Origin of the sequence: Pseudarthrobacter sp. J47, from assembly GCF_049810315.1 — a bacterium.
Taxonomy (GTDB): domain Bacteria; phylum Actinomycetota; class Actinomycetes; order Actinomycetales; family Micrococcaceae; genus Arthrobacter.
In genome coordinates this window covers 3482711-3502192 of sequence record NZ_CP187358.1, presented here as the reverse complement: position 1 = coordinate 3502192, position 19482 = coordinate 3482711, and the positions used below count along the sequence as shown (strand labels likewise).

General features: G+C 65.7%; 16 protein-coding genes. 5 read left to right on the top strand and 11 right to left on the bottom strand.

The window, feature by feature from the left end; translation table 11 throughout:
• Positions 1-25: 25 nt before the first annotated feature.
• Entirely contained in the window at positions 26-379 is a 354-nt protein-coding gene (locus ACPJW8_RS16135) for a cupin domain-containing protein (RefSeq protein ID WP_330189334.1), read from the bottom strand.
• A 115-nt stretch (positions 380-494) separates the two neighbouring features.
• Here ACPJW8_RS16135 and ACPJW8_RS16130 point away from each other — a divergent pair, with 115 nt between their 5' ends.
• Entirely contained in the window at positions 495-1076 is a 582-nt protein-coding gene (locus ACPJW8_RS16130) for a TetR/AcrR family transcriptional regulator (protein ID WP_330189335.1), read from the top strand.
• A 22-nt stretch (positions 1077-1098) separates the two neighbouring features.
• Here the strand turns inward: ACPJW8_RS16130 and ACPJW8_RS16125 are convergent, their stop codons facing one another.
• From ACPJW8_RS16125 to ACPJW8_RS16090, 8 genes are all read right to left on the bottom strand, one after another.
• The gene (locus tag ACPJW8_RS16125) at positions 1099-2118 is read right to left on the bottom strand and encodes a DUF808 domain-containing protein (RefSeq protein WP_330189336.1); all 1020 of its coding nucleotides are present in this window, start codon (positions 2116-2118) and stop codon (positions 1099-1101) included.
• 220 nt (positions 2119-2338) lie between these two features.
• Positions 2339-3847, bottom strand: a complete 1509-nt coding sequence (locus ACPJW8_RS16120; protein ID WP_330189337.1) for an NAD-dependent succinate-semialdehyde dehydrogenase — start codon at positions 3845-3847, stop codon at positions 2339-2341.
• A gap of 127 nt (positions 3848-3974) precedes the next feature.
• Positions 3975-4781: an HpcH/HpaI aldolase/citrate lyase family protein gene (locus tag ACPJW8_RS16115; RefSeq protein ID WP_330189338.1), complete on the bottom strand. Its 807-nt coding sequence runs from the start codon at positions 4779-4781 to the stop codon at positions 3975-3977.
• Entirely contained in the window at positions 4766-5551 is a 786-nt protein-coding gene (gene hpaH / locus ACPJW8_RS16110; RefSeq protein WP_330189339.1) for a 2-oxo-hept-4-ene-1,7-dioate hydratase, read from the bottom strand. The genes ACPJW8_RS16115 and hpaH overlap by 16 nt, the downstream gene beginning before the upstream one ends.
• Before the next feature lie 2 nt (positions 5552-5553).
• Entirely contained in the window at positions 5554-6636 is a 1083-nt protein-coding gene (gene hpaD, locus ACPJW8_RS16105) for a 3,4-dihydroxyphenylacetate 2,3-dioxygenase (protein WP_330189340.1), read from the bottom strand.
• Positions 6637-6754: 118 nt separating this feature from the next.
• The gene (gene hpaE / locus ACPJW8_RS16100) at positions 6755-8266 is read right to left on the bottom strand and encodes a 5-carboxymethyl-2-hydroxymuconate semialdehyde dehydrogenase (RefSeq protein ID WP_330189341.1); all 1512 of its coding nucleotides are present in this window, start codon (positions 8264-8266) and stop codon (positions 6755-6757) included.
• An 11-nt stretch (positions 8267-8277) separates the two neighbouring features.
• Positions 8278-8976: a GntR family transcriptional regulator gene (locus ACPJW8_RS16095; protein WP_330189342.1), complete on the bottom strand. Its 699-nt coding sequence runs from the start codon at positions 8974-8976 to the stop codon at positions 8278-8280.
• Positions 8969-10444 (bottom strand): fumarylacetoacetate hydrolase family protein, encoded by a 1476-nt coding sequence (locus tag ACPJW8_RS16090; protein ID WP_330189343.1) that lies wholly within the window; start codon positions 10442-10444, stop codon positions 8969-8971. The genes ACPJW8_RS16095 and ACPJW8_RS16090 overlap by 8 nt, the downstream gene beginning before the upstream one ends.
• Before the next feature lie 632 nt (positions 10445-11076).
• Here ACPJW8_RS16090 and ACPJW8_RS16085 point away from each other — a divergent pair.
• A complete protein-coding gene (locus ACPJW8_RS16085) occupies positions 11077-12978 on the top strand; it encodes an FAD-binding monooxygenase (RefSeq protein ID WP_330189344.1) in 1902 nt (633 codons plus the stop codon).
• 223 nt (positions 12979-13201) lie between these two features.
• Positions 13202-14665: an APC family permease gene (locus tag ACPJW8_RS16080; RefSeq protein ID WP_330189345.1), complete on the top strand. Its 1464-nt coding sequence runs from the start codon at positions 13202-13204 to the stop codon at positions 14663-14665.
• On the opposite strand, the gene ACPJW8_RS16075 is transcribed toward ACPJW8_RS16080, so the two are convergent.
• Complete coding sequence (locus ACPJW8_RS16075; protein WP_330189346.1) at positions 14634-15602, bottom strand: helix-turn-helix domain-containing protein; 969 nt, start codon at positions 15600-15602, stop codon at positions 14634-14636. The genes ACPJW8_RS16080 and ACPJW8_RS16075 overlap by 32 nt on opposite strands.
• A 133-nt stretch (positions 15603-15735) precedes the next feature.
• Complete coding sequence (locus tag ACPJW8_RS16070; RefSeq protein WP_330189375.1) at positions 15736-16338, bottom strand: TetR/AcrR family transcriptional regulator; 603 nt, start codon at positions 16336-16338, stop codon at positions 15736-15738.
• Between the two features lie 123 nt (positions 16339-16461).
• Between ACPJW8_RS16070 and ACPJW8_RS16065 the strand changes: the two genes are divergently transcribed.
• Positions 16462-18411 (top strand): primary-amine oxidase, encoded by a 1950-nt coding sequence (locus tag ACPJW8_RS16065; RefSeq protein WP_330189347.1) that lies wholly within the window; start codon positions 16462-16464, stop codon positions 18409-18411.
• A complete protein-coding gene (locus ACPJW8_RS16060; protein WP_425256367.1) occupies positions 18395-19462 on the top strand; it encodes a YdeI/OmpD-associated family protein in 1068 nt (355 codons plus the stop codon). Before ACPJW8_RS16065 ends, ACPJW8_RS16060 begins: the two co-directional genes overlap by 17 nt.
• The last annotated feature ends 20 nt before the right edge of the window (positions 19463-19482 follow it).

The following is a 19482-nucleotide window of genomic DNA, read 5'->3' as shown; positions in this document are numbered from 1 at the left end:
TCCTCGTTTCCCGTTTTCCGTGGGGTCAGCTGTAGACGAAGAACTCGATGGTGTCCTCCAGGACTGTCCATCGGGTTTGCGTGCCCTTGTTGAACGACGCAGCTGAGCCTGCTTTGAGATCAAACTCCGCGCCGCCAGGTACTTCGATGCGCAGGTGGCCTTCGATGATGTGAATGGTCTCGTCCGCCTCGATCAGAAGGTCAAATGGCTCGGGTGCCTCTGCGGTTGTCACGTGCCAGAAGCCGGAGGCAAGCCCTGGGCGGTCCCCGTCGCCGAACTGCCGCAGCCACTGGACCTGGCCCAGTTCAAACGGTTCCAGCTTTTGCGGGTCCTGGGCGCCCTGGACGGCGAATGCTGTGGAGTCAGTGGTAATCGACATGGTTTTCTCCTTTGGGGACGCTACTAAGCATCTGCTGAGTTGTGTAGTGTGTCACATCTAAGCACTTGCTTAGTTTCGGCGTCAAGACCCGCCATGGAATAGTTAGGATTGAGGCATGGACCCAGATCGGCATGGCGGCTATGGCAGCGGCCGGGAAGCGCTGCTTGCCGCAACCGTGCACGTCGTCGCACGCAAGGGACTGCGCGGGCTGACCTTCCGCGCCGTCGCCGAACACGCCGCCGTCAACAACACCCTGGTGGTGCACCACTTCGGCACACGGGACGCGCTGATCGAGGCCGCCCTTGACTGGTCGGTGCAGCAGTCGATCGGCCGCTCACGGCTGGCGGAACTCCCTGCCACGGAAGACGAGTTCTGCCGCAGCATCAGGGCCCTGATCGAAGACAACCCGGACCTTCAGGTCTTCCAGTACGAAATGATCCTCGAAGCCCGCCGGCGCCCCGAGCTCGCGGGTGCCGTGCAGCACCTCTACGGAAGCTACATCTCCGCGCTTTCAGATGGCCTGCAGCGCTTTGGCCTGGGCGGGCAGCCGGGCGCGGCGGAAGCCGTCTTTGCTGCCCTGGACGGCCTGGTGCTGCAGCTCATTGCGGGCGTTGACCCCAGCGGTGTCGACTCCGCGATCCGCTACCTCTGGTCCAGCCTGGACAGCCGGACTGCCGCGTCCTCTGAAACGCGCTAAACGGCAATGCCGCCGGTCGGGCTCAGGTGACGGGTTCGTCGTGCTTGGAGGGACGGTAACCGGCGATTGCCGCGCGCACCGCACCCTCCTCATGCTCGCCGTTTTTCTTGCCGAACGGCAGGGCCTTCAGCAGCGGGTGCAGGATGGCCATGATGAGGCTGCCCCAGATCACGCCGATGACGGCCGAGCACAGGGTGTTCACCAGCCAGCCCAGGAAAGCGCCAACAACGGGAACAGCGGCGGCAGGGGTCTCGAGGTGGTGCACGATGTCATACGGGAGGTGCCAGCCGAGGTCGTGGGCACCCTGCAGCATGATGTGGCCACCCACCCACAGCATGGCGATGGTCCCGATGAAGGTAATGGCGGCCAGCACCGCGGGCATTCCCTTGACCAGCAGCTCACCGAAGCGCTTGGAGCTGGCAGAGTTCTTGGTGGTCATGTGGAGGCCGATGTCGTCCATCTTGACGATCAGGCCAACAGCGCCGTACACCAGCACCGTAATGGCAACCGCAACAACCACCAGGATGAGCGCGCGGGCCAGCAGGGAATCGCTGGCCACCTCGTTCATCGAGATGACCATAATCTCGCAGGACAGGATGAAGTCGGTGGTGATGGCGCCCTTGATGACCTTGTTTTCGGCCTCAGGACCGCGCTCCACGGCGGGCGCCTTTTCGGCCTCATGATGGCCGCGGAGTTTATGCCAGACCTTCTCCGCACCCTCGTAACAAAGGTACGTACCGCCCAGCATGAGGATAAAGGGAATGGCTCCCGGCAGGAACGCACTGATGAGCAACAGCGCCGGAAGGATGACCAGCAGCTTGTTCCGTAGCGATCCCCAGAAGATCCGCTTGATCATCGGAAGTTCCCGCGACGGGTCCGATCCGGAAACGTACTGCGGGGTGACGGCGGCGTCATCAATCACCACACCGGCCGCCTTGGCCCCCGCCTTGGCGGCGCCAGCAGCGATATCGTCAACGGACGCCGCAGCTATACGGGCCAGGGCCGCAACGTCATCCAGAAGGGCAACGAGTCCACCGCTCACAGCTGGCCTCCACAAATTTCGACGGCGGACGGCTGGGCTTGGATGCCTGGGGCGAAGCGCGTGATTGCCATTCTCGGAGTATATAAGAATCGCGAAAAGCGCCGGGCTCAATCACGGGTCGGCGGTCGAGCTTGTCGAGACGTCGGTGGTCGAGCTTGTCGAGACCCTGGGTTTTGACAGGCTGGTTTCGACAGGCTCAACCACCATTCGAGAACCGGGCTCAGCCGGCGTTGTAGGGGTCGGCGATGCCGATGTATTGGGTGGTGGTGTATTCGGTGATGCCTTCGGTGCCGCCTTCGCGGCCGAGTCCTGATTGTTTGACGCCGCCGAAGGGTGCTGCGGCGTTGGAGATGACGCCGGCGTTGAAGCCGACCATGCCGAACTCGATCTGCTCCGCGACGCGCAGGAGCCTGTTGAAGTCTCGGCTGTAGAGGTAGGACGCGAGCCCGTATTCGGAGGCGTTGGCGAGCCGGATGGCGTCTTCCTCAGTTTTGAAGGTGGTGATGGGTGCGACGGGTCCGAAGATTTCCTGGCCGAGGATCGCCGCATCATTGGGGACGTTGGCGAGGACGGTGGGCGGGTAGAAGTAGCCCGGACCGTCCGCGGGTGCGCCGCCGGTGACGGCAACTGCTCCGGCGTCGACGGCGGCACTGACCAGTGTGTGGATGTCGTCACGTGCACCGGCGTCGATGAGCGGGCCTACCTGGGTGGCGGGTTCGGTGCCGCGGCCGGTGGTGAGGGCTGCCATGGCGTTGGCGAACTTGGTGGTGAATTCTTTGGCGACGGTTTCGTGGACGAGGAAGCGGTTGGCGGCGGTGCAGGCTTCGCCCATGTTCCGCATTTTGGCGGCCATGGCTCCTTCGACGGCGGCGTCGAGGTCCGCGTCGTCGAAGACGATGAAGGGTGCGTTCCCGCCGAGTTCCATCGAGGTGCGCAGGACGTTCTGGGCGGCGTCGGCCATGAGGCGTTTGCCCACGGGGGTGGAGCCGGTGAAGGAGACCTTCCGCAGGCGGGAGTCCTTGAGCAGCGGCCCGGAAATCCCCGACGCGGACGAGGAGGAGACGACGTTGAGGACACCGGCGGGCAGGCCTGCGTCGAGCATGGTCTGGGCGAAGTATTGGGCGGTGAGCGGGGTGAGTTTGGCGGGCTTGAGGACCATGGTGCACCCTGCGGCGACCGCGGGGGCTACCTTGCGGGTGGCCATCGCGAGCGGGAAGTTCCACGGGGTAATCAGCAGGCAGGGCCCGACGGGTTTGTGCTGGACCAGGATTTTGTTTTTTCCTTCGGGGCTGGTGAGGTAGCGGCCGTAGTCGCGGACGGTTTCTTCGGAGAACCAGCGCAGGAACTCCGCCCCGTAGGTGACTTCGCCGCGGGCTTCGGCCAGGGGTTTGCCCATTTCGAGGGTCATCAGGAGGGCGAAGTCCTCAGCGCGTTCGGTGACCAGGTCGAAGGCGCGGCGGAGGATTTCGGCGCGGGTCCGGGGTGCGGTGCGGGCCCAGGAGGCCTGGGCGGCGTCGGCAGCGTCGAGTGCAGCTACTGCGTCGTCGCTGGTGGCGGAGGCGAGGGTGGCGAGTACCTCCCCGGTGGCGGGATCGTGAACGTCGAACGTGCCGCCGTCGGACGCGTCCCGCCACTGGCCGTTGATCAGCAGGCCGGTAGGCACAGAGGCGAGGAGGGCCGCTTCGCGCTCAAGCGAAATGGCAGGGGAAAGCGCAGGGGCCAGAGACATGGTGCTCCTTAAGAGTGTGGGGTTTTGGGGGTCGAGCTTGCCGAGACATCGGTGGTCGAGCTTGTCGAGACCCGGTTTCGACAAGCTCAACCACCGTTCGAGAATCAGGCTCGACCACCGGCAGCGGTCAGTAGCTCGTGCGGGGTTCCGCGGACCGAACCGCCGGGACGAACTTCGCGGCCAGGGCTTCGGAGCCGCGGGCGAGCAGCGCGACGTCGGCCCCCACCAGGATGAAGTCGGCACCGTTGGCGAGGTAGTGCTCGGCCGTGGAGGGGTTGAAGGCGTTGACGCCGGCTGGTTTCCCGGCTGCTTTGGCGGCAGAGAGGCAGTGTTCGACGGCGGCCCGCACCTCGGGGTGTTCCTGCTGGCCCAGTACGCCCATGGAGGCGGCGAGGTCCGAGGGTCCGACGAAAATAGCGTCCACGCCGTCGACGGCGAGGATGTCCGCCACAGCGTCGACTGCCGCGGTTGACTCGATCTGCACTGTGACGCTGATGGTTTCGGACGCCCGGGCCAGGTAGTCCGGCACCCGGTTCCAGCGTGCGGCCCGGGCCAGGGCCGACCCCACGCCGCGGACGCCCTGGGGCGGGTACCGCGTGGCGGCCACTGCTGCTTCGGCCTCGGCAACAGAGTGGACCATAGGGATCAGCAGGTTCTGCACACCAAGGTCCAGGTACTGCTTGATCAGCACGGTGTCATTGACGGGCGGGCGGACCATGACCTGTACCGGGTAACCGTGGATCGCCTGGAGCTGGGCCAGGATGGATTCGAGCCCGTTGGGGCTGTGCTCGGCGTCCACCAGCAGCCAGTCCAGGCCGGACCCGGCACACAGCTCGGCCACCAACGGGCTGCCGGAGCAGACCCACATCCCGGCGAGCGGCCGGTCTGCTGCAGCCAGTGCTGACGTGAACGGTTCTTCTAATCGAAACGGCATGTCACAGCTCCCAGGGGTCCGTAGTCGGCGTGGACTGTATCTCCCTTGTACACCCACATGGGGCGGGTGAAGGAGCCGGCCAGGATGATGTCGCCGGCCTTGAGTGAATCACCGTGTGCGGCGATCTTGTTGGCCAGCCAGTGCACGCCGTTGGCGGGATGGTCCAGCACGCCTGCCGCCACGCCTGTTTCCTCCACTGTCTGGTTCTTGTACAGGATCGCGGAAACCCAACGGAGGTCCACGGCGTCGGGCTTGACCGGGTTGCCGCCGATCACCATGGCGCCCATGGCGGCGTTGTCCGAGATGGTGTCCACGATGGTCCGGCCCTCCATCTCGATCCGGGAGTCCAGGATCTCCAGGGCCGGAACCACGTAATCGGTGGCCTTCAGGACGTCGAAGATGGTGACGCCGGGGCCCTTCAACCCGTCCTTGAGGACAAACGCCAGCTCCACCTCCACGCGCGGGTGGCTGTACCGGTCCCAGTCCACGGAACAGCCGGTTTCCAGCACCATGTCATCAAAAATGGCGCCGTAATCCGGTTCCGTAATGCCCGTGGCGGCCTGCATGGCCTTGGACGTGAGGCCGATCTTGCGCCCCACCAGGGTCCGTCCGGCTTCCTCGTTGCGGCGGCGCCACAACTGCTGGACGGCGTAGGAATCCTCCACTGTCATGTCCGGGTAACGGGCAGTCAGGCGGGGCACGGGGGTGCGGGTCCGGGCGGCTTCGAGCAGCTCGTCCGCAATGGCCTCAATCGTCGTTGGCTCCAGCATGGCTACAGCTGCGCTCCCAGTTTGAAACCTTCGACGGCGGCACCGGCCTCAGCGGGGCGGGTGTAGGAGAACCCGTCCGCACCTACGGTCACGGCCATTTCGGAGGCGTCGGTGCGTTCAATGACCGGCTGCGGGTTGCCGTCCAGGTCCAGGACCAGGGAGGCTTCGGCGTACCAGGACGGAACCACGGGGTTGCCCCACCAGTCGCGGCGCTGGTTGTCGTGGACGTCCCAGGTGATGGTGGGGTTGTCCGGGTCGCCGGTGTAGTAGTCCTGCGTGTAGATCTCGATGCGGTGGCCGTCCGGGTCCAGGATGTAGAGGTAGAACGCGTTGGACACACCGTGCCGGCCGGGGCCACGTTCGATTCTGTCGCTGATGCGCAGGGCGCCCATCTTGTCGCAGATCTGGATGATGTTGTGCTTTTCATGGGTGGCGAAGGCGACGTGGTGCATGCGCGGGCCGTTGCCGCCGGTGAGGGCCGTGTCGTGGACCGTCTGCTTGCGGTGCATCCACGCAGCGTACGTCACGCCGTCGGAATCCTTGATGTCCTCGGAGACGCGGAAGCCCAGGTCTTCGAGGTAGGCGCGGCCACGGGGGACGTCAGGGGTGACCTGGTTGAAGTGGTCCAGGCGCACCAGTTCGCCGGCTGAGTAGAGGTCGTAGCGCTGGGTGAGCCGCTCCACGTGCTGCACGTCGTAGAAGAACTCGTAGGGGAAGCCCAGCGGGTCCTCCACGCGGACGGAGTCGCCGATGCCCTTGGTGAATCCCTCCTTGCGGCGTTCCACGCGGCAGCCGAGTTCGCGGTAGTAGGCCTCGGCGGCGTCCACCTCGGCGGGCGACTTCACCCGGTAGGCGAAGGCGGCGACGGCGGCAATCGGGCCCTTGCGCAGCACCAGGTTGTGGTGGATGAACTCCTCCAGGGAACGCAGGTAGATGGCGTCCTCGTCTTCCTCGGTGACGTGCAAGCCCAGGACGTCAACGTAGAACTCGCGTGATTTGGCGAGGTCCGTGACAACGATTTCCATGTAGGCGCAGCGGACGATGTCCGGTGCCGGGACGCTGGGGGTGGGGACGAAGTCGGTCATGATGTTCTCTCTTCTTTGAAAGTGTTCCTGTGGTGACCCAACTAGGTAGCAGTTGTTGCCGTTTTGAGGGGCCCATAACGGCAACAACTGCGACCCAGTTGGGCGGGGCTGGTGTTGGTTAGGCGCCGAATTTGGGGGTATGGACGGTGCCGAGGGTGATGTGCACGGCCTGCTGGTCGGTGTAGAAGTCGATGGAGCGGTAGCCGCCTTCGTGGCCCAGGCCGGAGGCCTTGACGCCGCCGAAGGGGGTGCGAAGGTCGCGGACGTTGTGGCTGTTCAGCCACACCATGCCGGCTTCCACGTTCTGGCTGAAGTTGTGCGCGCGGGTCAGGTTCTGCGTCCAGATGTAGGCGGCCAAGCCGTATTTGGTGTTGTTCGCCAGGGCGAGGGCTTCGTCGTCGTTCTCGAAAGGGGTGATGGCCACAACTGGTCCGAAGATCTCCTCCTGGAAGATCCTGGCGTCAGGAGCGACGTCGGCAAACACGGTGGGTGCGATGTAGTTGCCTTCAGGGAGGTGGCTGGGACGGCCGCCGCCGGCAAGCAGCCGGCCTTCGGTCTTGCCGATTTCCACGTAGGAGGCCACCTTCTCGTAGTGCTCCGGGTGCACCAGGGCGCCCACCTGCGTCTTCGGATCGTGCGGGTCTCCCACCACAATGTTCTTCGCGCGGGCGGCGTACTTTTCGCAGAATTCGTCGTAGATGGCCCGTTCCACCAGGATCCGGGAACCGGCGGTGCAGCGCTCGCCGTTCAGGGAAAAGACGCCGAACAGCGCGGAGTCGATTGCGGCGTCCAGGTCCGCGTCGGCGAACACAACGCAGGGGGACTTGCCGCCCAGTTCCATGGACAGGCCCTTGAGGTTGGCGGCCGCGTTCCGGAAGATGGTCTGGCCCGTGGTGGTCTCGCCGGTGAAGGAGATCAGCGGGACGTCCGGGTGCTTGACCAGGGCGTCCCCTGCTTCCTCGCCCAGCCCGTTCACCAGGTTGAACACGCCGTCCGGCAGCCCGGCATCCTTGAAGATGGTGGCCCACAGGGAGGCGGACAGGGGAGTGAACTCGGCGGGCTTGAGCACCACGGTGTTGCCGGTGGCCAGCGCCGGGGCCAGCTTCCAGGATTCCAGCATGAACGGCGTGTTCCAGGGCGTGATCAGGCCTGCGACGCCGATCGGCTTGCGGTTCACGTAGTTGATCTGCGAGCCGGGGACCTTCATGGCGTCGTCGAACTGCGCCACGATCAGGTCCGCGAAGAAGCGGAAGTTTTCCGCGGCGCGCAGGGCCTGGCCCTTGGCCTGGGTGATGGGCAGGCCGGTGTCGAAGGTTTCCAGCTCGGCGAGCCGGGCTTCCTGGGCTTCGACGGCGTCGGCGATTTTGTTCAGGATGCGCGCACGTTCCCGCGGCTTCATCCTGGGCCACGGGCCGTTGACGAACGCTTCGCGGGCAGCCGCAACGGCGAGGTCGATGTCCTCTTTCTGGCCGGCTGCGGCGGTGGCGTAGTTCCGGTTGGAAACGGGGTCCAGCACGTCGAAGGTCTTGCCGGATACGGAGTCAACAAATTCCCCGTTGATGTAGTGCTGGATGTGGGTGGGCAGGTCCTGCGGGATGTAATGCGTGGCGGTTTCTGCGGAGGTCGTCATCGTTGAAGTCCTTAGTGGTGTTGTGCTTGGGCGAGGTAGGCGTCAAGGGTGGCGGAGCGGTGGAGCCTGGCTGCTTTTTCGACGGCGTCGGCATCGGCTCCGGATTCGATCAGTTTCAGCAGGGCCTCGTGTTCGTCCACGGAATCGTGGGCGCGGCCGGGGACAAAGCGGAAGGTGGAGGACCGGAGCGACGCGAGCCGGTTCCAGCCGCGGTGCACCAGGTCCAGGATGTGCGGGTTGGGGCAGTGCTCGAACAGGATGCTGTGGAAGTCCTGGTTGAGCTGGGTGAAGCGGACGGGGTTGAAGTGCTCCAGGCATTCGCGCATCTCTTCATTGACGGCGCGCGCCCGGGCAATGGCCACGGCGTCGATCAGCGGTGCGGACAACGCGGTGGCCGCACCTTCGACGATGCTCAGGGTCTGCATGGTGTACAGGTATTCGGTGGGGTCGATCCCGGCCACTGTGGCGCCCACGTTGCGCTCGAACTTCACCAGGCCCTCGGCCTCCAGGCGGCGGATGGCTTCGCGGACCGGGACCACACTGAAGCCGAGGTCCTTGGCAATTGCGCCCAGCACCAGCCGGTAGCCGGGAGTGTAGGTGCCCTCCACGATCCGGGCCTTGACCGCCTGGTATGCCTGTTCGGACTTGCTGCCGGGGGCGGCCGTTGCGGCGATATCTGCCACGGCGGTAGTCACTGTGGACTCAGTCATTGTCCCGGCCTGCTTCCCACTGCTTGTACCGGGCCTGCCACTCTTCGTTCATCGGGTACAGGCCATCCACGCTGTTGCCCTGCTGGACCATCTCGAAGATGAAGGTCTCTTCCTTCTCCTGTTGGATGCAGTCGTCCACCAGGTCCTCGGCGATGGCCGGCGGGATCACCAGGATGCCGTCCGAGTCGGCCACGATGATGTCGCCCGGCTGAACGGTGGCGCCGCCGCAGGCGATGGTGATGTCCGTGTCCCATGGGATGTGGCGGCGGCCCAGGACGGCGGGGTGCGGGTTGGCGAAGTAGGTGGACATCTCCAGTCCGGCCACGGCGGTGAAGTCGCGGACGCCGCCGTCGGTAATAATGGCAGCGGCTCCGCGCACCTGGGCGCGCAGGGCGAGGATGTCGCCCACGGTTCCGGTGCCCTTTTCGCCGCGGGCCTCCATCACCAGGATTTCGCCCTCATTGACGGAATCGATGGCGCGCTTCTGCGCATTGAACCCGCCGCCATGGGTCTTGAAAAGGTCCTCGCGGTTGGGGACGTAGCGCAGGGTCCGGGCCAGGCCAACCACGCGGCGGTCCGGGCGCGTGGCCTGCAGGCCGTCGATGCTGACGTTATTAAGGCCCCGCTTGCGCATCTGCGAGGACAGGGTGGCGGTGGCAACGCTTTCCAGCTTTGCCTTCAGCTCGGGAGTAAGGACACTCCCGACGGCGGCACCGGCTTCCGGAGCCAGGCCGGCCGCCTCACGGGATCCGTAGGCTTCCTCCCGCTGGGTGTCATCAACCTTGGGCTGTGCACCAAAGTCCGCGAACGCCGTCGTGCCTTCCTCCACAGGGGTGACCAGGCGCCCGGTGGTGAGGCTGCCGGCAGTCACCTCAACCTCCACGACGTCGCCGGGCTTGGCCACGGACGCGCCGGCGGGGGTGCCGGTGAGGATGATGTCCCCTTCTTCGAGGGTGAGCAGCTGGGAGAGGTCAGCGACGAGGCGGGCGAAGGGGAAGAGGAGGTCTTCGGTGGTGTCGTCCTGCACCAGTTCGCCGTTGTGCCAGGTGCGGATGCGCAGGGCGGAAGGGTCGACGGCGTCTGCCGGAATCAGTGCCGGGCCCACGGGGGTGAAGCCGTCCCCGCCCTTGGACCGGAGGTTGGAACCCTTGTCCGCGTACCGGAGGTCGTACACGCCGAGGTCGTTGCTGGCGGTGACTGCGGCGACGTGGCTCCAGGCATCCTCAATGCTGACGCGGCGCGCGGCCTTGCCGATCACCAGGGCGATCTCGCCCTCGTAGCCCAGGAGCTCGCAGCCAGCCGGCCGCTCCACGGGGTTGCCGCTGAGCGCCAGGGAGGAACTCGGCTTGAGGAAATAGGACGGCTGAGCGGGCGTCCGGCCCCGCTGGGCGGCGCGGCTGGGGTAGTTGATGTGCACGGCGATCACCTTGCGCGCTGCTGCCAGGGTGTCCTCGTTGACCTGCTCCAAAACCGTCTCCTCATCAAGTACGAAATCGTATACGATCACTATGGACCAGGGGTTGGGCCGGCGTCAACCCCTCTTTTTCAGTCGGACTCGCCCCCGGCCCACTCGCCCCACTCATCACCCCCGCCTCCGACCCGCGCCCAGCCCACTCGCCGAACTCGCCCCACTCGTGGCCCGTCGTCCCACCCGCCCTCCACCCTCGCCGCCCCCGGCCCCACGCCGAACTCGCTGGAGCGCGTCCAACTCGCCGGAGCGCTCCAGCGAGCCCGCAGCTTTCCGGCGAGCCCGGGGAGGGGGAGCGGTGGTGCGAACCGGCGAGCGGTCGACGAACCTGCAGCATTCCGGCGAGCGGGGGTGGCCAGCGGCTAACGGGCCGAGTCGGCGAGCGGGGACAGGCGAGTGGGGGGTGGCCAGCGGCTGACGGGCCGAGTTGGCGAGTGGGGCGGCGAGCGGGCGGGCGAGCGGGGCAGTGGGGCGAGCCAGCGAGGGGGACCGGAGCCGGGCGAACCAGTCCGGTCTTGTGGGCCACGTCACCGGTGGCGTAGAGTGCTGCTTAGCAACCGTGATTCGATAATAGAACTCAGTGTTCAAATATCGAACAGACAATACCAAGCACACAACGAAGTGAGGCCCCCGTGCAGTTTCATCACCACGGCTACGTATCCGGTGACCCGAGAGTTGAGCCGGCCGCCGGCGTCGGGCTGAACCGCCCCGAAGAGCTGCCTGACGAAGTGGACGTGCTGATTGTTGGCACCGGTCCGGCCGGCATGCTGACCGCCGCGCAGCTTTCCCAGTTCCCCGGTATCACCACCCGGATCATCGAGCGCCGGCCCGGCAGGCTCGCGATTGGCCAGGCGGACGGTATCCAGGCCCGCAGCGTGGAGACCTTCCAGGCCTTCGGCTTTGCGGAGCGGATCACCGCCGAGGCGTACCGCATTACGGAGATGGCGTTCTGGAAGCCGGATCCCGCTGATCCCTCGAAAATCCACCGCGCCGCCCGCGCCGTCGACGATCCTGCCGGGATCAGTGAATTCCCGCACCTGATCGTGAACCAGGCCCGGGTGCTGGACTACTTTGCGGAGTTCATGGCCAACTCGCCTGCGCGGATGAAGCCTGATTACGGGTACGAGTTCGTCAGCCTGGAAGTGACCAACGACGCCGCGTACCCGGTTTCGGTGACGCTCCTGCACACTGCAGGCCCGCTCGAAGGCCAGCAGCGGGTGGTCCGCGCCAAGTACGTTGTGGGGGCGGACGGCGCCCGTAGCAAGGTGCGCGCATCGATCGGCTGCACCATGGCCGGGGACCAGGCAAACCATGCGTGGGGAGTCATGGATATCCTCGCCGTCACCGATTTCCCGGACATCCGGACCAAGTGCGCCATCCAGGCCGAGAGCGGCAGCATCCTCCTGATCCCGCGCGAGGGCGGCCATCTCTTCCGGATGTACGTGGACCTGGGGGAGGCCGGCGAGGACCACGCCGTCCGCCAGACCACCATTGAGCAGATCATCGCCAAGGCCAACGAGATCCTGCACCCGTACACGCTGGACGTCCGCAACGTTGCCTGGCACAGCGTCTACGAGGTGGGCCACCGCCTCACGGACAGGTTCGACGACGTCCTGCCGGAGGACCGCGGTACCCGGACCCCGCGCGTCTTCATCACCGGCGACGCCTGCCACACCCACAGCGCCAAGGCCGGCCAGGGCATGAACGTCTCCATGCAGGACGGCTTCAACATCGGCTGGAAGCTGGGCCACGTGCTGGAGGGACGCAGCCCGGAAAGCCTGCTCACCACCTACTCCGAGGAGCGCCAGGTGGTTGCGAAGAACCTCATCGACTTCGACAAGCAGTGGTCCTCCATGATGGCCAAGAAGCCCGAGGAGTTCGACGATCCCACGGAGCTGGAGAACTTCTACACCAGCACCGCCGAGTTCCCCGCCGGGTTCATGACCCAGTACACGCCGTCGCTGGTGGTGGGCGAGGCCACGCACCAGGACCTGGCCCCGGGGTTCACCGTGGGCAAGCGCTTCAAGTCGGCACCCGTCCTGCGCGTCTGCGATACCAACCCGATGCACCTGGGGCACCATGCCCGGGCCGACGGACGCTGGCGGATCTACGTCTTCGCCGACGCCCCCGCTCCCGGAACGGACACCGGCGCACCGTCCCTGGTGGACGGCTTTGCCGAGTGGCTCGCGAACGCTCCCGAATCACCGCTGGCCGCAACGCCGTCGGGCCTTGACCGGGACGCATGGTTCGACGTGAAGGTGATCTACCAGCAGGACCACACCGGCATCGACATCAACGCCGTGCCGGCAGTCTTCAAGCCGGAGGTGGGGCCGTTCCGGCTCAGGTACCTGGAGAAGGTGTTCGGCGCGGATCCGGCGCAGGACATCTTCGAGATGCGCGGCCTGAGCCGTGACGGCGTCGTGGTTGTGGTGCGCCCGGACCAGTACGTGGCGAATGTGCTGCCCTTAAGCGCGACGGCGGAACTTGCCTCGTTCTTCGAGCCGCTGCTGCGTGCCGGGAAGGTTTCCGCCTAGCGCGGGCAGGCCGGACGGCGGCAATTGACGTAAATAAACGCGGGAGGCCGGTGCGATTGATCGCACCGGCCTCCTTCGCTTAAACCGGTTGTCGTGTGACGCGCGCGACACTTCGCTGACGGTCAAGAACCGGTCGCTGGGGGACAAAAGCCCCGGGCGGTCCGCTGCCAAGCTGGATTTCACAGCAGTTCCCGCAGCACTCATGACCGTTAAGAAGGACCCAATGAGTATTTCGAATTCCAAATCCCGGACCACCGACGCTCCGGCCCAGGAGCATTCCACAGCCCTTCGTGCCGGAAGCATCGGCGTGCTGGGCATCCTTTTCTTTGTCCTGTCAGCCCAGGCGCCGCTCACCGGCATTGTTGGGGCAACGCCCCTCGCCGCAGCGCTCGGCAACGGCGCCGGCGCACCCGGCGCCTACCTGGTGGTGGGCGTCGTCATCGTCATTTTTGCCGTGGGGTTTGTGGCCATGAGCCGCAGGATCCAGGCCAACGGCGCGTTCTACGCCTACGTCACCGCAGCCTTCGGGCGATCCGCGGGGGCCGGAGCAGCGTGGCTGGCGCTCCTGGCCTACAACACCATCCAGGCCGCCATGTACGGGTTGTACGGTGCAGCATTCTCCGGGCTGCTCGCCTCCATGGGCCTCGATATCCCCTGGTGGCTGCTTGCACTGGCCACCATGGCGGGAGTGCAGGTGCTGGGTTCCTTGAACATTGAACTCGGCGCCCGCGTCCTGGCCCTGCTGGTGGGCCTGGAAGTAGCCGTCCTGCTGATGTTCGGACTCACCATCCTGTTCCGGGGTGGCGGGCCGGAAGGCCTGGACCTGGCAACATCCTTCTCGCCCGGAGCCATTGCCAGCGGTGCGCCCGGAGTGGCCATCATGTTCGCCGTGGCCTCCATGTTCGGCTTCGAATCAACAGCCATCTATTCCGCCGAGGCCAAGGACCCGCACCGGACCGTAGCCCGGGCAACCTACCTCTCCGTGGGCGTCATCGCCATCTTCTTCTCCTTCATCTCCTGGATGCTGGTCAGCTACTACGGCCCGTCCCAGGTGGTTGATGCTGCAGGAGCCGCGCTTGAATCCGGCGACGCCACCACCTTTGTGCTTGGACCCATGGTGGAGCTCTTTGGCCCCTGGGCAGGCGTTGTCACGGGAGTCCTCCTGGTCACCTCGCTGCTGGCAGGCATCATCGCCTTCCACAACGGCATCAACCGCTACCTGCACTCCCTGGCCCTGCGCGGTTCCCTGCCCGCAGTAGTGGCCCGGACCAACCGGCACCGCGCCCCGGCCGTAGCCGCCTGGATCCAGACCGCAGCCGCCGTCGTTCTGGTAGTGCCCTTCGCCGTCCTTGCCCTGGATCCCGTCCTGACCCTGTTCTCCTGGTTCAGTGGACTGGCTGTGGCGGCGCTCCTGGTGCTTTACATCCTCTGCTCCCTGGCCGTCGTCGGCTTCTTCCGGCGGGAACGCGAACCAGGGCAGCTGTGGCAGACGCTGATCGCCCCCTCGCTGGCAGCGGCACTGCTCTGCTGGATCCTTGCCCTGGTGGTCAGCAACTTCACAGCCCTGATCGGCGGCAGCGCCGGGACTGCGGCGGCCCTGCTCGTGACAGTTCCTGTGGTGTTCGTGGCTGGCGCGCTGGTGGAGAAGCGGGTGGTCAGCCGCTCCGGCGCCAGTCGCTGGGCGTAACGCCGAATGCGTCCCTGAAAGTCCGGCTGAAGTGCGCCGCATCCAGGAAACCCCAGCGCGCCGCAACAGCACCTACGGAGTGTGCGGCGTGCAGGGGGTCCCGGAGGTCGCGGCGGGCGCCGTCCAGGCGCTGGCTCCTGATCCAGCTGGCCACAGTGGTCCCGGACTCATGGAACACGTTGTGCAGATGCCGGGTGGAAATGAAATGCGCGGCGGCGATGCTGGCGGGCGAGAGCAGGGGGTCGGCCAGGTTCGCCTCGATGTATTCCCGGATGGACACAGCAAGGAGGGCCTGCGGTTTCATCCGGTCCGGGGTCAGATCCATCTCCGCGTGCAGCAAGGTGGACACCAGGTCCAGCGCGTTGGCGGCCAGCCGGGAGCCGCTGGGCCCGCTGAGGACTTCCATGTTCCCGGCAAGCTGGCTGATGAACTGCCCTACGATTCCGCTGAGACCGGTACTGCCGGCCATGCGCACGGCAGCGAGCTGGCCCACGTAGTCGGTGGGCAGGGCCAGCGCATCGCAGGGGAACATCACCACCATCATCCGGGCCTGTTCCTCAAACGTGAGGGTGTAGGGCCGGTTGGTGTCGTAGATGGCCAGATCGCCGGGGCGGAGGATGGCCTCGCGGTTGTCCTGGATCAGCAGGCCGGTGCCTTCCAGCTGCAGGTTCAACTTGAAGTAGCGCTCATTCGAGCGGGCTATCAGGGCAGGGGTGCGGTGCACCTCGTGGGAGGTGGCAGTGACCTCCACGATGGACATCCTGTCCAGTACCCGTGAACGCATCCGCCCGGAGAAGCCGTCCACGTCCGATGTCTGCGTCTCCAGCGGTACAAATGATTCGGCCACCAGGTGCCTCCAGTGGTCAAAGGACGTGGCGACGTGGGACCTGAGGGCCTGTGGTGCGGTGGGTGCCTGTGATTTGGCTGGTGTTGGCATGGAAGTTCCTGACGACGGATGGCCATGTGAAGTTCCCCGGACTGTGTTTTGGGACACAGTTCATACAGGTTAGGTCCCTGCGCATCGTTTTTCAACAGTTGGCGAAAAAAGACGTCTGCCCCGGAGTAGTGCCTTAGCCGGCCTTTCCCGGGGCGATCAGCGCAAGGAATCCCTCCAATTGCGCGGCGTGATCCTGGCTGACCGGGCTGCCCGGCGCCAGCGCAGCCCCAATCTGGGCACCCAGCAGCATGTTCAGGAGCTGGCCAGCAAGAATTGAATCGTCGACGGCGGCAACCACCTCGCCAGCATCCCGCGCCTCCGCCAGGTAGCGGCGGATCGTTTCGCGCCATTCGTCCATGGACTCCTGGTGGATTCCGGCTTTTTGGGCGTCATTGACAGCCTTCTGCCAGAACGGGATGACAATCCGCGCCTCGTTGACGCGCTCCTCGTCCAGCGGAAGCACTTCGAGGCAGAAAGCCCGCAGGGCGTTGAGCCCGGACTTCCCCTGGGTGACCTGAGCGATCCGCCGGTTGGTCCTGTTGAAGACATGGCCGAAGGCAAATTCCAGCAGCGTGTCCTTGGTGGGGAAGTAGGGCTTGAGGGCGCCATTGGCGAAGCCTGCCTCCAGGGCGATCTCCCGCATCGTGGCGCCTTCCAGGCCTTGCCGGGCGATGATCCGCCAGGTGGCATCGACGAGTTCCAGGCGGCGCTCGTTATGGTCAACAATCTTCGGCAATGCAGCCACTCCCTGGAAATATTTCGCTCAGACCCTTGTGAGCCATGTTACGGACGTTTATTCTCTACAACTATAGAAAATAAAAATCCCAGAGGCCGGCAACGGTCCGGACGAAGGTTTCCCATGACTCTCACACCAGCCCAGACCACATCAGCCTTCCAGCTGGCATCCGCCTCCGAGATCCTTGAAGTGCGCGCCATCCTGCAGTCCGCCGGACACCTGGAGCCGCAGCACCGCATCGCCTACCTGGGACTTCTTGAACCGCCCAGGGGAGCGCCGGCAACCGCATATGCGGACCGGCGGTTCCGGGTCTTTATCCACGACGTTTCCGGAGGTGCGCCCCGGGATGTAGTGGTGTCCACTGCCCGGCAGGAAGTTGAGTCCGCCGTCGAACTTGATACAGCGGTGAGCGGTGAGCTTCCGGTTCTGGAGGAGGAATTTGAACTGGTCGAGGAGCTCCTGGCAACGGACTCCCGCTGGCTCAAGGCCCTCGCGGATCGTGGCCTGGACGTCAGCAAGGTCCGCGTCGCCCCGCTCTCGGCCGGCGTCTTCGAATACACCGAGGAGAAGGGCCGGCGCATCCTCCGGGGCCTGGCGTTTGTGCAGGAGTTTCCTGAGGACAGCGCCTGGGCGCATCCGGTGGACGGGCTGGTTGCCTACGTGGACGTGGTCAGCAAGGAAGTGACCCAGGTGATCGACCTCGGCACCATGCCGGTCCCCGCTGAGCACGGCAACTACACGGACCCGGAACTGACCGGACCGCTGCGCACCACCCAGAAGCCCATCAGCATCACGCAGCCCCAGGGCCCCAGCTTCACCGTGACCGGCGGCAACCACGTGGAGTGGGAAAAGTGGAGCGTGGACGTTGGGTTCGACGTCCGCGAGGGCGTGGTGCTGCACAACCTAGCCTTCCAGGACGGCGACCGGAAACGGCCCATCATCAACCGCGCCTCAATTGCCGAGATGGTGGTCCCTTACGGGGATCCCTCGCCCATCCGCTCCTGGCAGAACTACTTCGACACCGGCGAATACCTGGTGGGCCAGTACGCCAACTCGCTGGAACTGGGCTGCGACTGCCTGGGTGACATCACCTACCTCAGCCCCGTCATCTCCGATGCCTTCGGCAACCCGCGCGAGATCCGCAACGGCATCTGCATGCACGAGGAAGACTGGGGCATCCTGTCCAAGCACAGCGACCTCTGGAGCGGCGTGAACTACACCCGCCGGAACCGCCGCATGGTGATCTCCTTCTTCACCACCATCGGCAACTACGACTACGGCTTCTACTGGTACCTCTATCTGGACGGCACCATCGAATTCGAAGCAAAGGCCACCGGCGTCGTCTTCACGTCAGCGTTCCCAGAGGGCGGCTCGGACAACATTTCCCAGCTGGCGCCGGGGCTGGGCGCGCCGTACCACCAGCACCTGTTCGGGGCCCGGCTGGACATGGCCATTGACGGGTTCACCAACCGGGTGGAGGAAGAGGATGTGGTCCGGCAGTCCATGGGGACGGGGAACGAGCGCGGCAACGCTTTTTCCCGCAAGCGCACAGTACTGGCCCGTGAATCCGAGGCCGTCCGCGAGGCCGACGCCCGCGCCGGCAGGACCTGGATCATCTCCAACCCGGAATCGCGCAACCGCCTGGGTGAGCCGGTGGGGTACAAGCTGCACGCCGAGAACCAGCCCACGCTCCTGGCCGACCCCGGATCCTCCATTGCGCGCCGCGCCGCCTTCGCCACCAAGGACCTGTGGGTGACCCGCTACGCCGAGGACGAGCGCTACCCCACCGGCGACTTCGTGAACCAGAACTCCGGCGGCGCCGGCCTGCCCGCCTATGTGGCCCAGGACCGGGAGATCGACGGCCAGGACATCGTGGTGTGGCACACCTTCGGGCTCACCCACTTCCCGCGCGTAGAGGACTGGCCCATCATGCCCGTGGACACCGTCGGCTTTAAGCTCCGGCCCGAAGGCTTCTTCGACCGCAGCCCGGTACTGGATGTCCCCGCCAATCCCAACTCGCAGGCTTCCGGATCCTGCCACAGCGAAGGCGGCAGCGGTGGCTCTTGCCATTAGCCCCGCTGCGGGCGGCCCCGCAGGCACCGGCGGGAAGGCAGGAACGACGACGGCGGGACCGGCCCGTGCGGCCGGTCCCGTTGTGCATCCGCGTGTGTGCGCCGTGGTCACCGCTGTGTCCTGCCTGCTGCACCTGTGGCTGGCAGCATCCGGGCAGCATGGCGCCTGGTTGGGACTCCTGATGGTGGGCCTGGCCGCAGTCTGCCTTCCCTGCACAGTGCACATCTGGCGTCACAGCAGTGTCGACTCGCTTCATCGGGTAACCGTGGCGGCGATCGCGATGGTCGCCCTGCATGCCATTTTGCTGCTGGGCGCCGGAGCTGCTGGACACACCCATGGCGGCAGGCCGGCGTCGGGCGTTCCGGAGACATCCTCCGCCGGCGGCCTGCTCCTGGTGATCGTCCTGGAACTCTGCACGGCGCTCGTCGCTGCCACGCTGGTGGCGCGGCTGCGGCACAATGGCAGCAGCACCGAGGAAGGGACTGCGCAGATGGAAATCCTCGAATTTCGCAATGCCGCGGAGTGGGACTCATGGCTGTCCGCCCACCAGGACGACCAGGCGGAGGCGTGGCTGCTGATCGGAAAGAAGCACTCGGGAGCGGTGCTGATCGCCATTGAAGACGCCCTCGATGTTGCCTTGTGCCATGGCTGGATTGATGGCCAGCGGAGGTCACACAGCGATGTGGCGTTCCTCCAGCGGTACTCGCGCCGCAGGGCCAGGAGCCCTTGGTCACGGATCAACGTGGACAAGGCCGAAGCCCTGATTACAGCCGGGCGGATGCGGGCTTCCGGGCTTGCTGAGATCGAAGCGGCGCGGGCGGACGGCCGCTGGGAAGCTGCCTACGCCTCCCAGCGCACGGCCGAGGTACCTGCGGATCTGGCGGAAGCGCTGGCCGGCAGCCCTTCTGCCGCGGCGGTTTTCGACAAGCTGGGACGCTCCGAGCGGTACGCCGTGATCCTTCCGCTGCTGAAGGCACGTACGCCGGAATCGCGCGCAACGGTCCTGGCCCGCGAAGTGGCAAAGCTGCAGGAGCGGTCACGCTCGTCCTAGCGCTGCTCCGGGGCCGGCAC

Excerpts from the sequence above, each read along its gene's own strand:
- ACPJW8_RS16135 (WP_330189334.1), bottom strand. The coding sequence starts at position 379 with ATGTCGATTACCACTGACTCCACAGCATTCGCCGTCCAGGGCGCCCAG.
- ACPJW8_RS16130 (WP_330189335.1), top strand. The coding sequence starts at position 495 with ATGGACCCAGATCGGCATGGCGGCTATGGCAGCGGCCGGGAAGCGCTG.
- ACPJW8_RS16120 (WP_330189337.1), bottom strand. The coding sequence starts at position 3,847 with ATGTCTCTGGCCCCTGCGCTTTCCCCTGCCATTTCGCTTGAGCGCGAA.
- ACPJW8_RS16115 (WP_330189338.1), bottom strand. The coding sequence starts at position 4,781 with ATGCCGTTTCGATTAGAAGAACCGTTCACGTCAGCACTGGCTGCAGCA.
- hpaH (WP_330189339.1), bottom strand. The coding sequence starts at position 5,551 with ATGCTGGAGCCAACGACGATTGAGGCCATTGCGGACGAGCTGCTCGAA.
- hpaD (WP_330189340.1), bottom strand. The coding sequence starts at position 6,636 with ATGACCGACTTCGTCCCCACCCCCAGCGTCCCGGCACCGGACATCGTC.
- hpaE (WP_330189341.1), bottom strand. The coding sequence starts at position 8,266 with ATGACGACCTCCGCAGAAACCGCCACGCATTACATCCCGCAGGACCTG.
- ACPJW8_RS16095 (WP_330189342.1), bottom strand. The coding sequence starts at position 8,976 with ATGACTGAGTCCACAGTGACTACCGCCGTGGCAGATATCGCCGCAACG.
- ACPJW8_RS16080 (WP_330189345.1), top strand. The coding sequence starts at position 13,202 with ATGAGTATTTCGAATTCCAAATCCCGGACCACCGACGCTCCGGCCCAG.
- ACPJW8_RS16075 (WP_330189346.1), bottom strand. The coding sequence starts at position 15,602 with ATGCCAACACCAGCCAAATCACAGGCACCCACCGCACCACAGGCCCTC.
- ACPJW8_RS16065 (WP_330189347.1), top strand. The coding sequence starts at position 16,462 with ATGACTCTCACACCAGCCCAGACCACATCAGCCTTCCAGCTGGCATCC.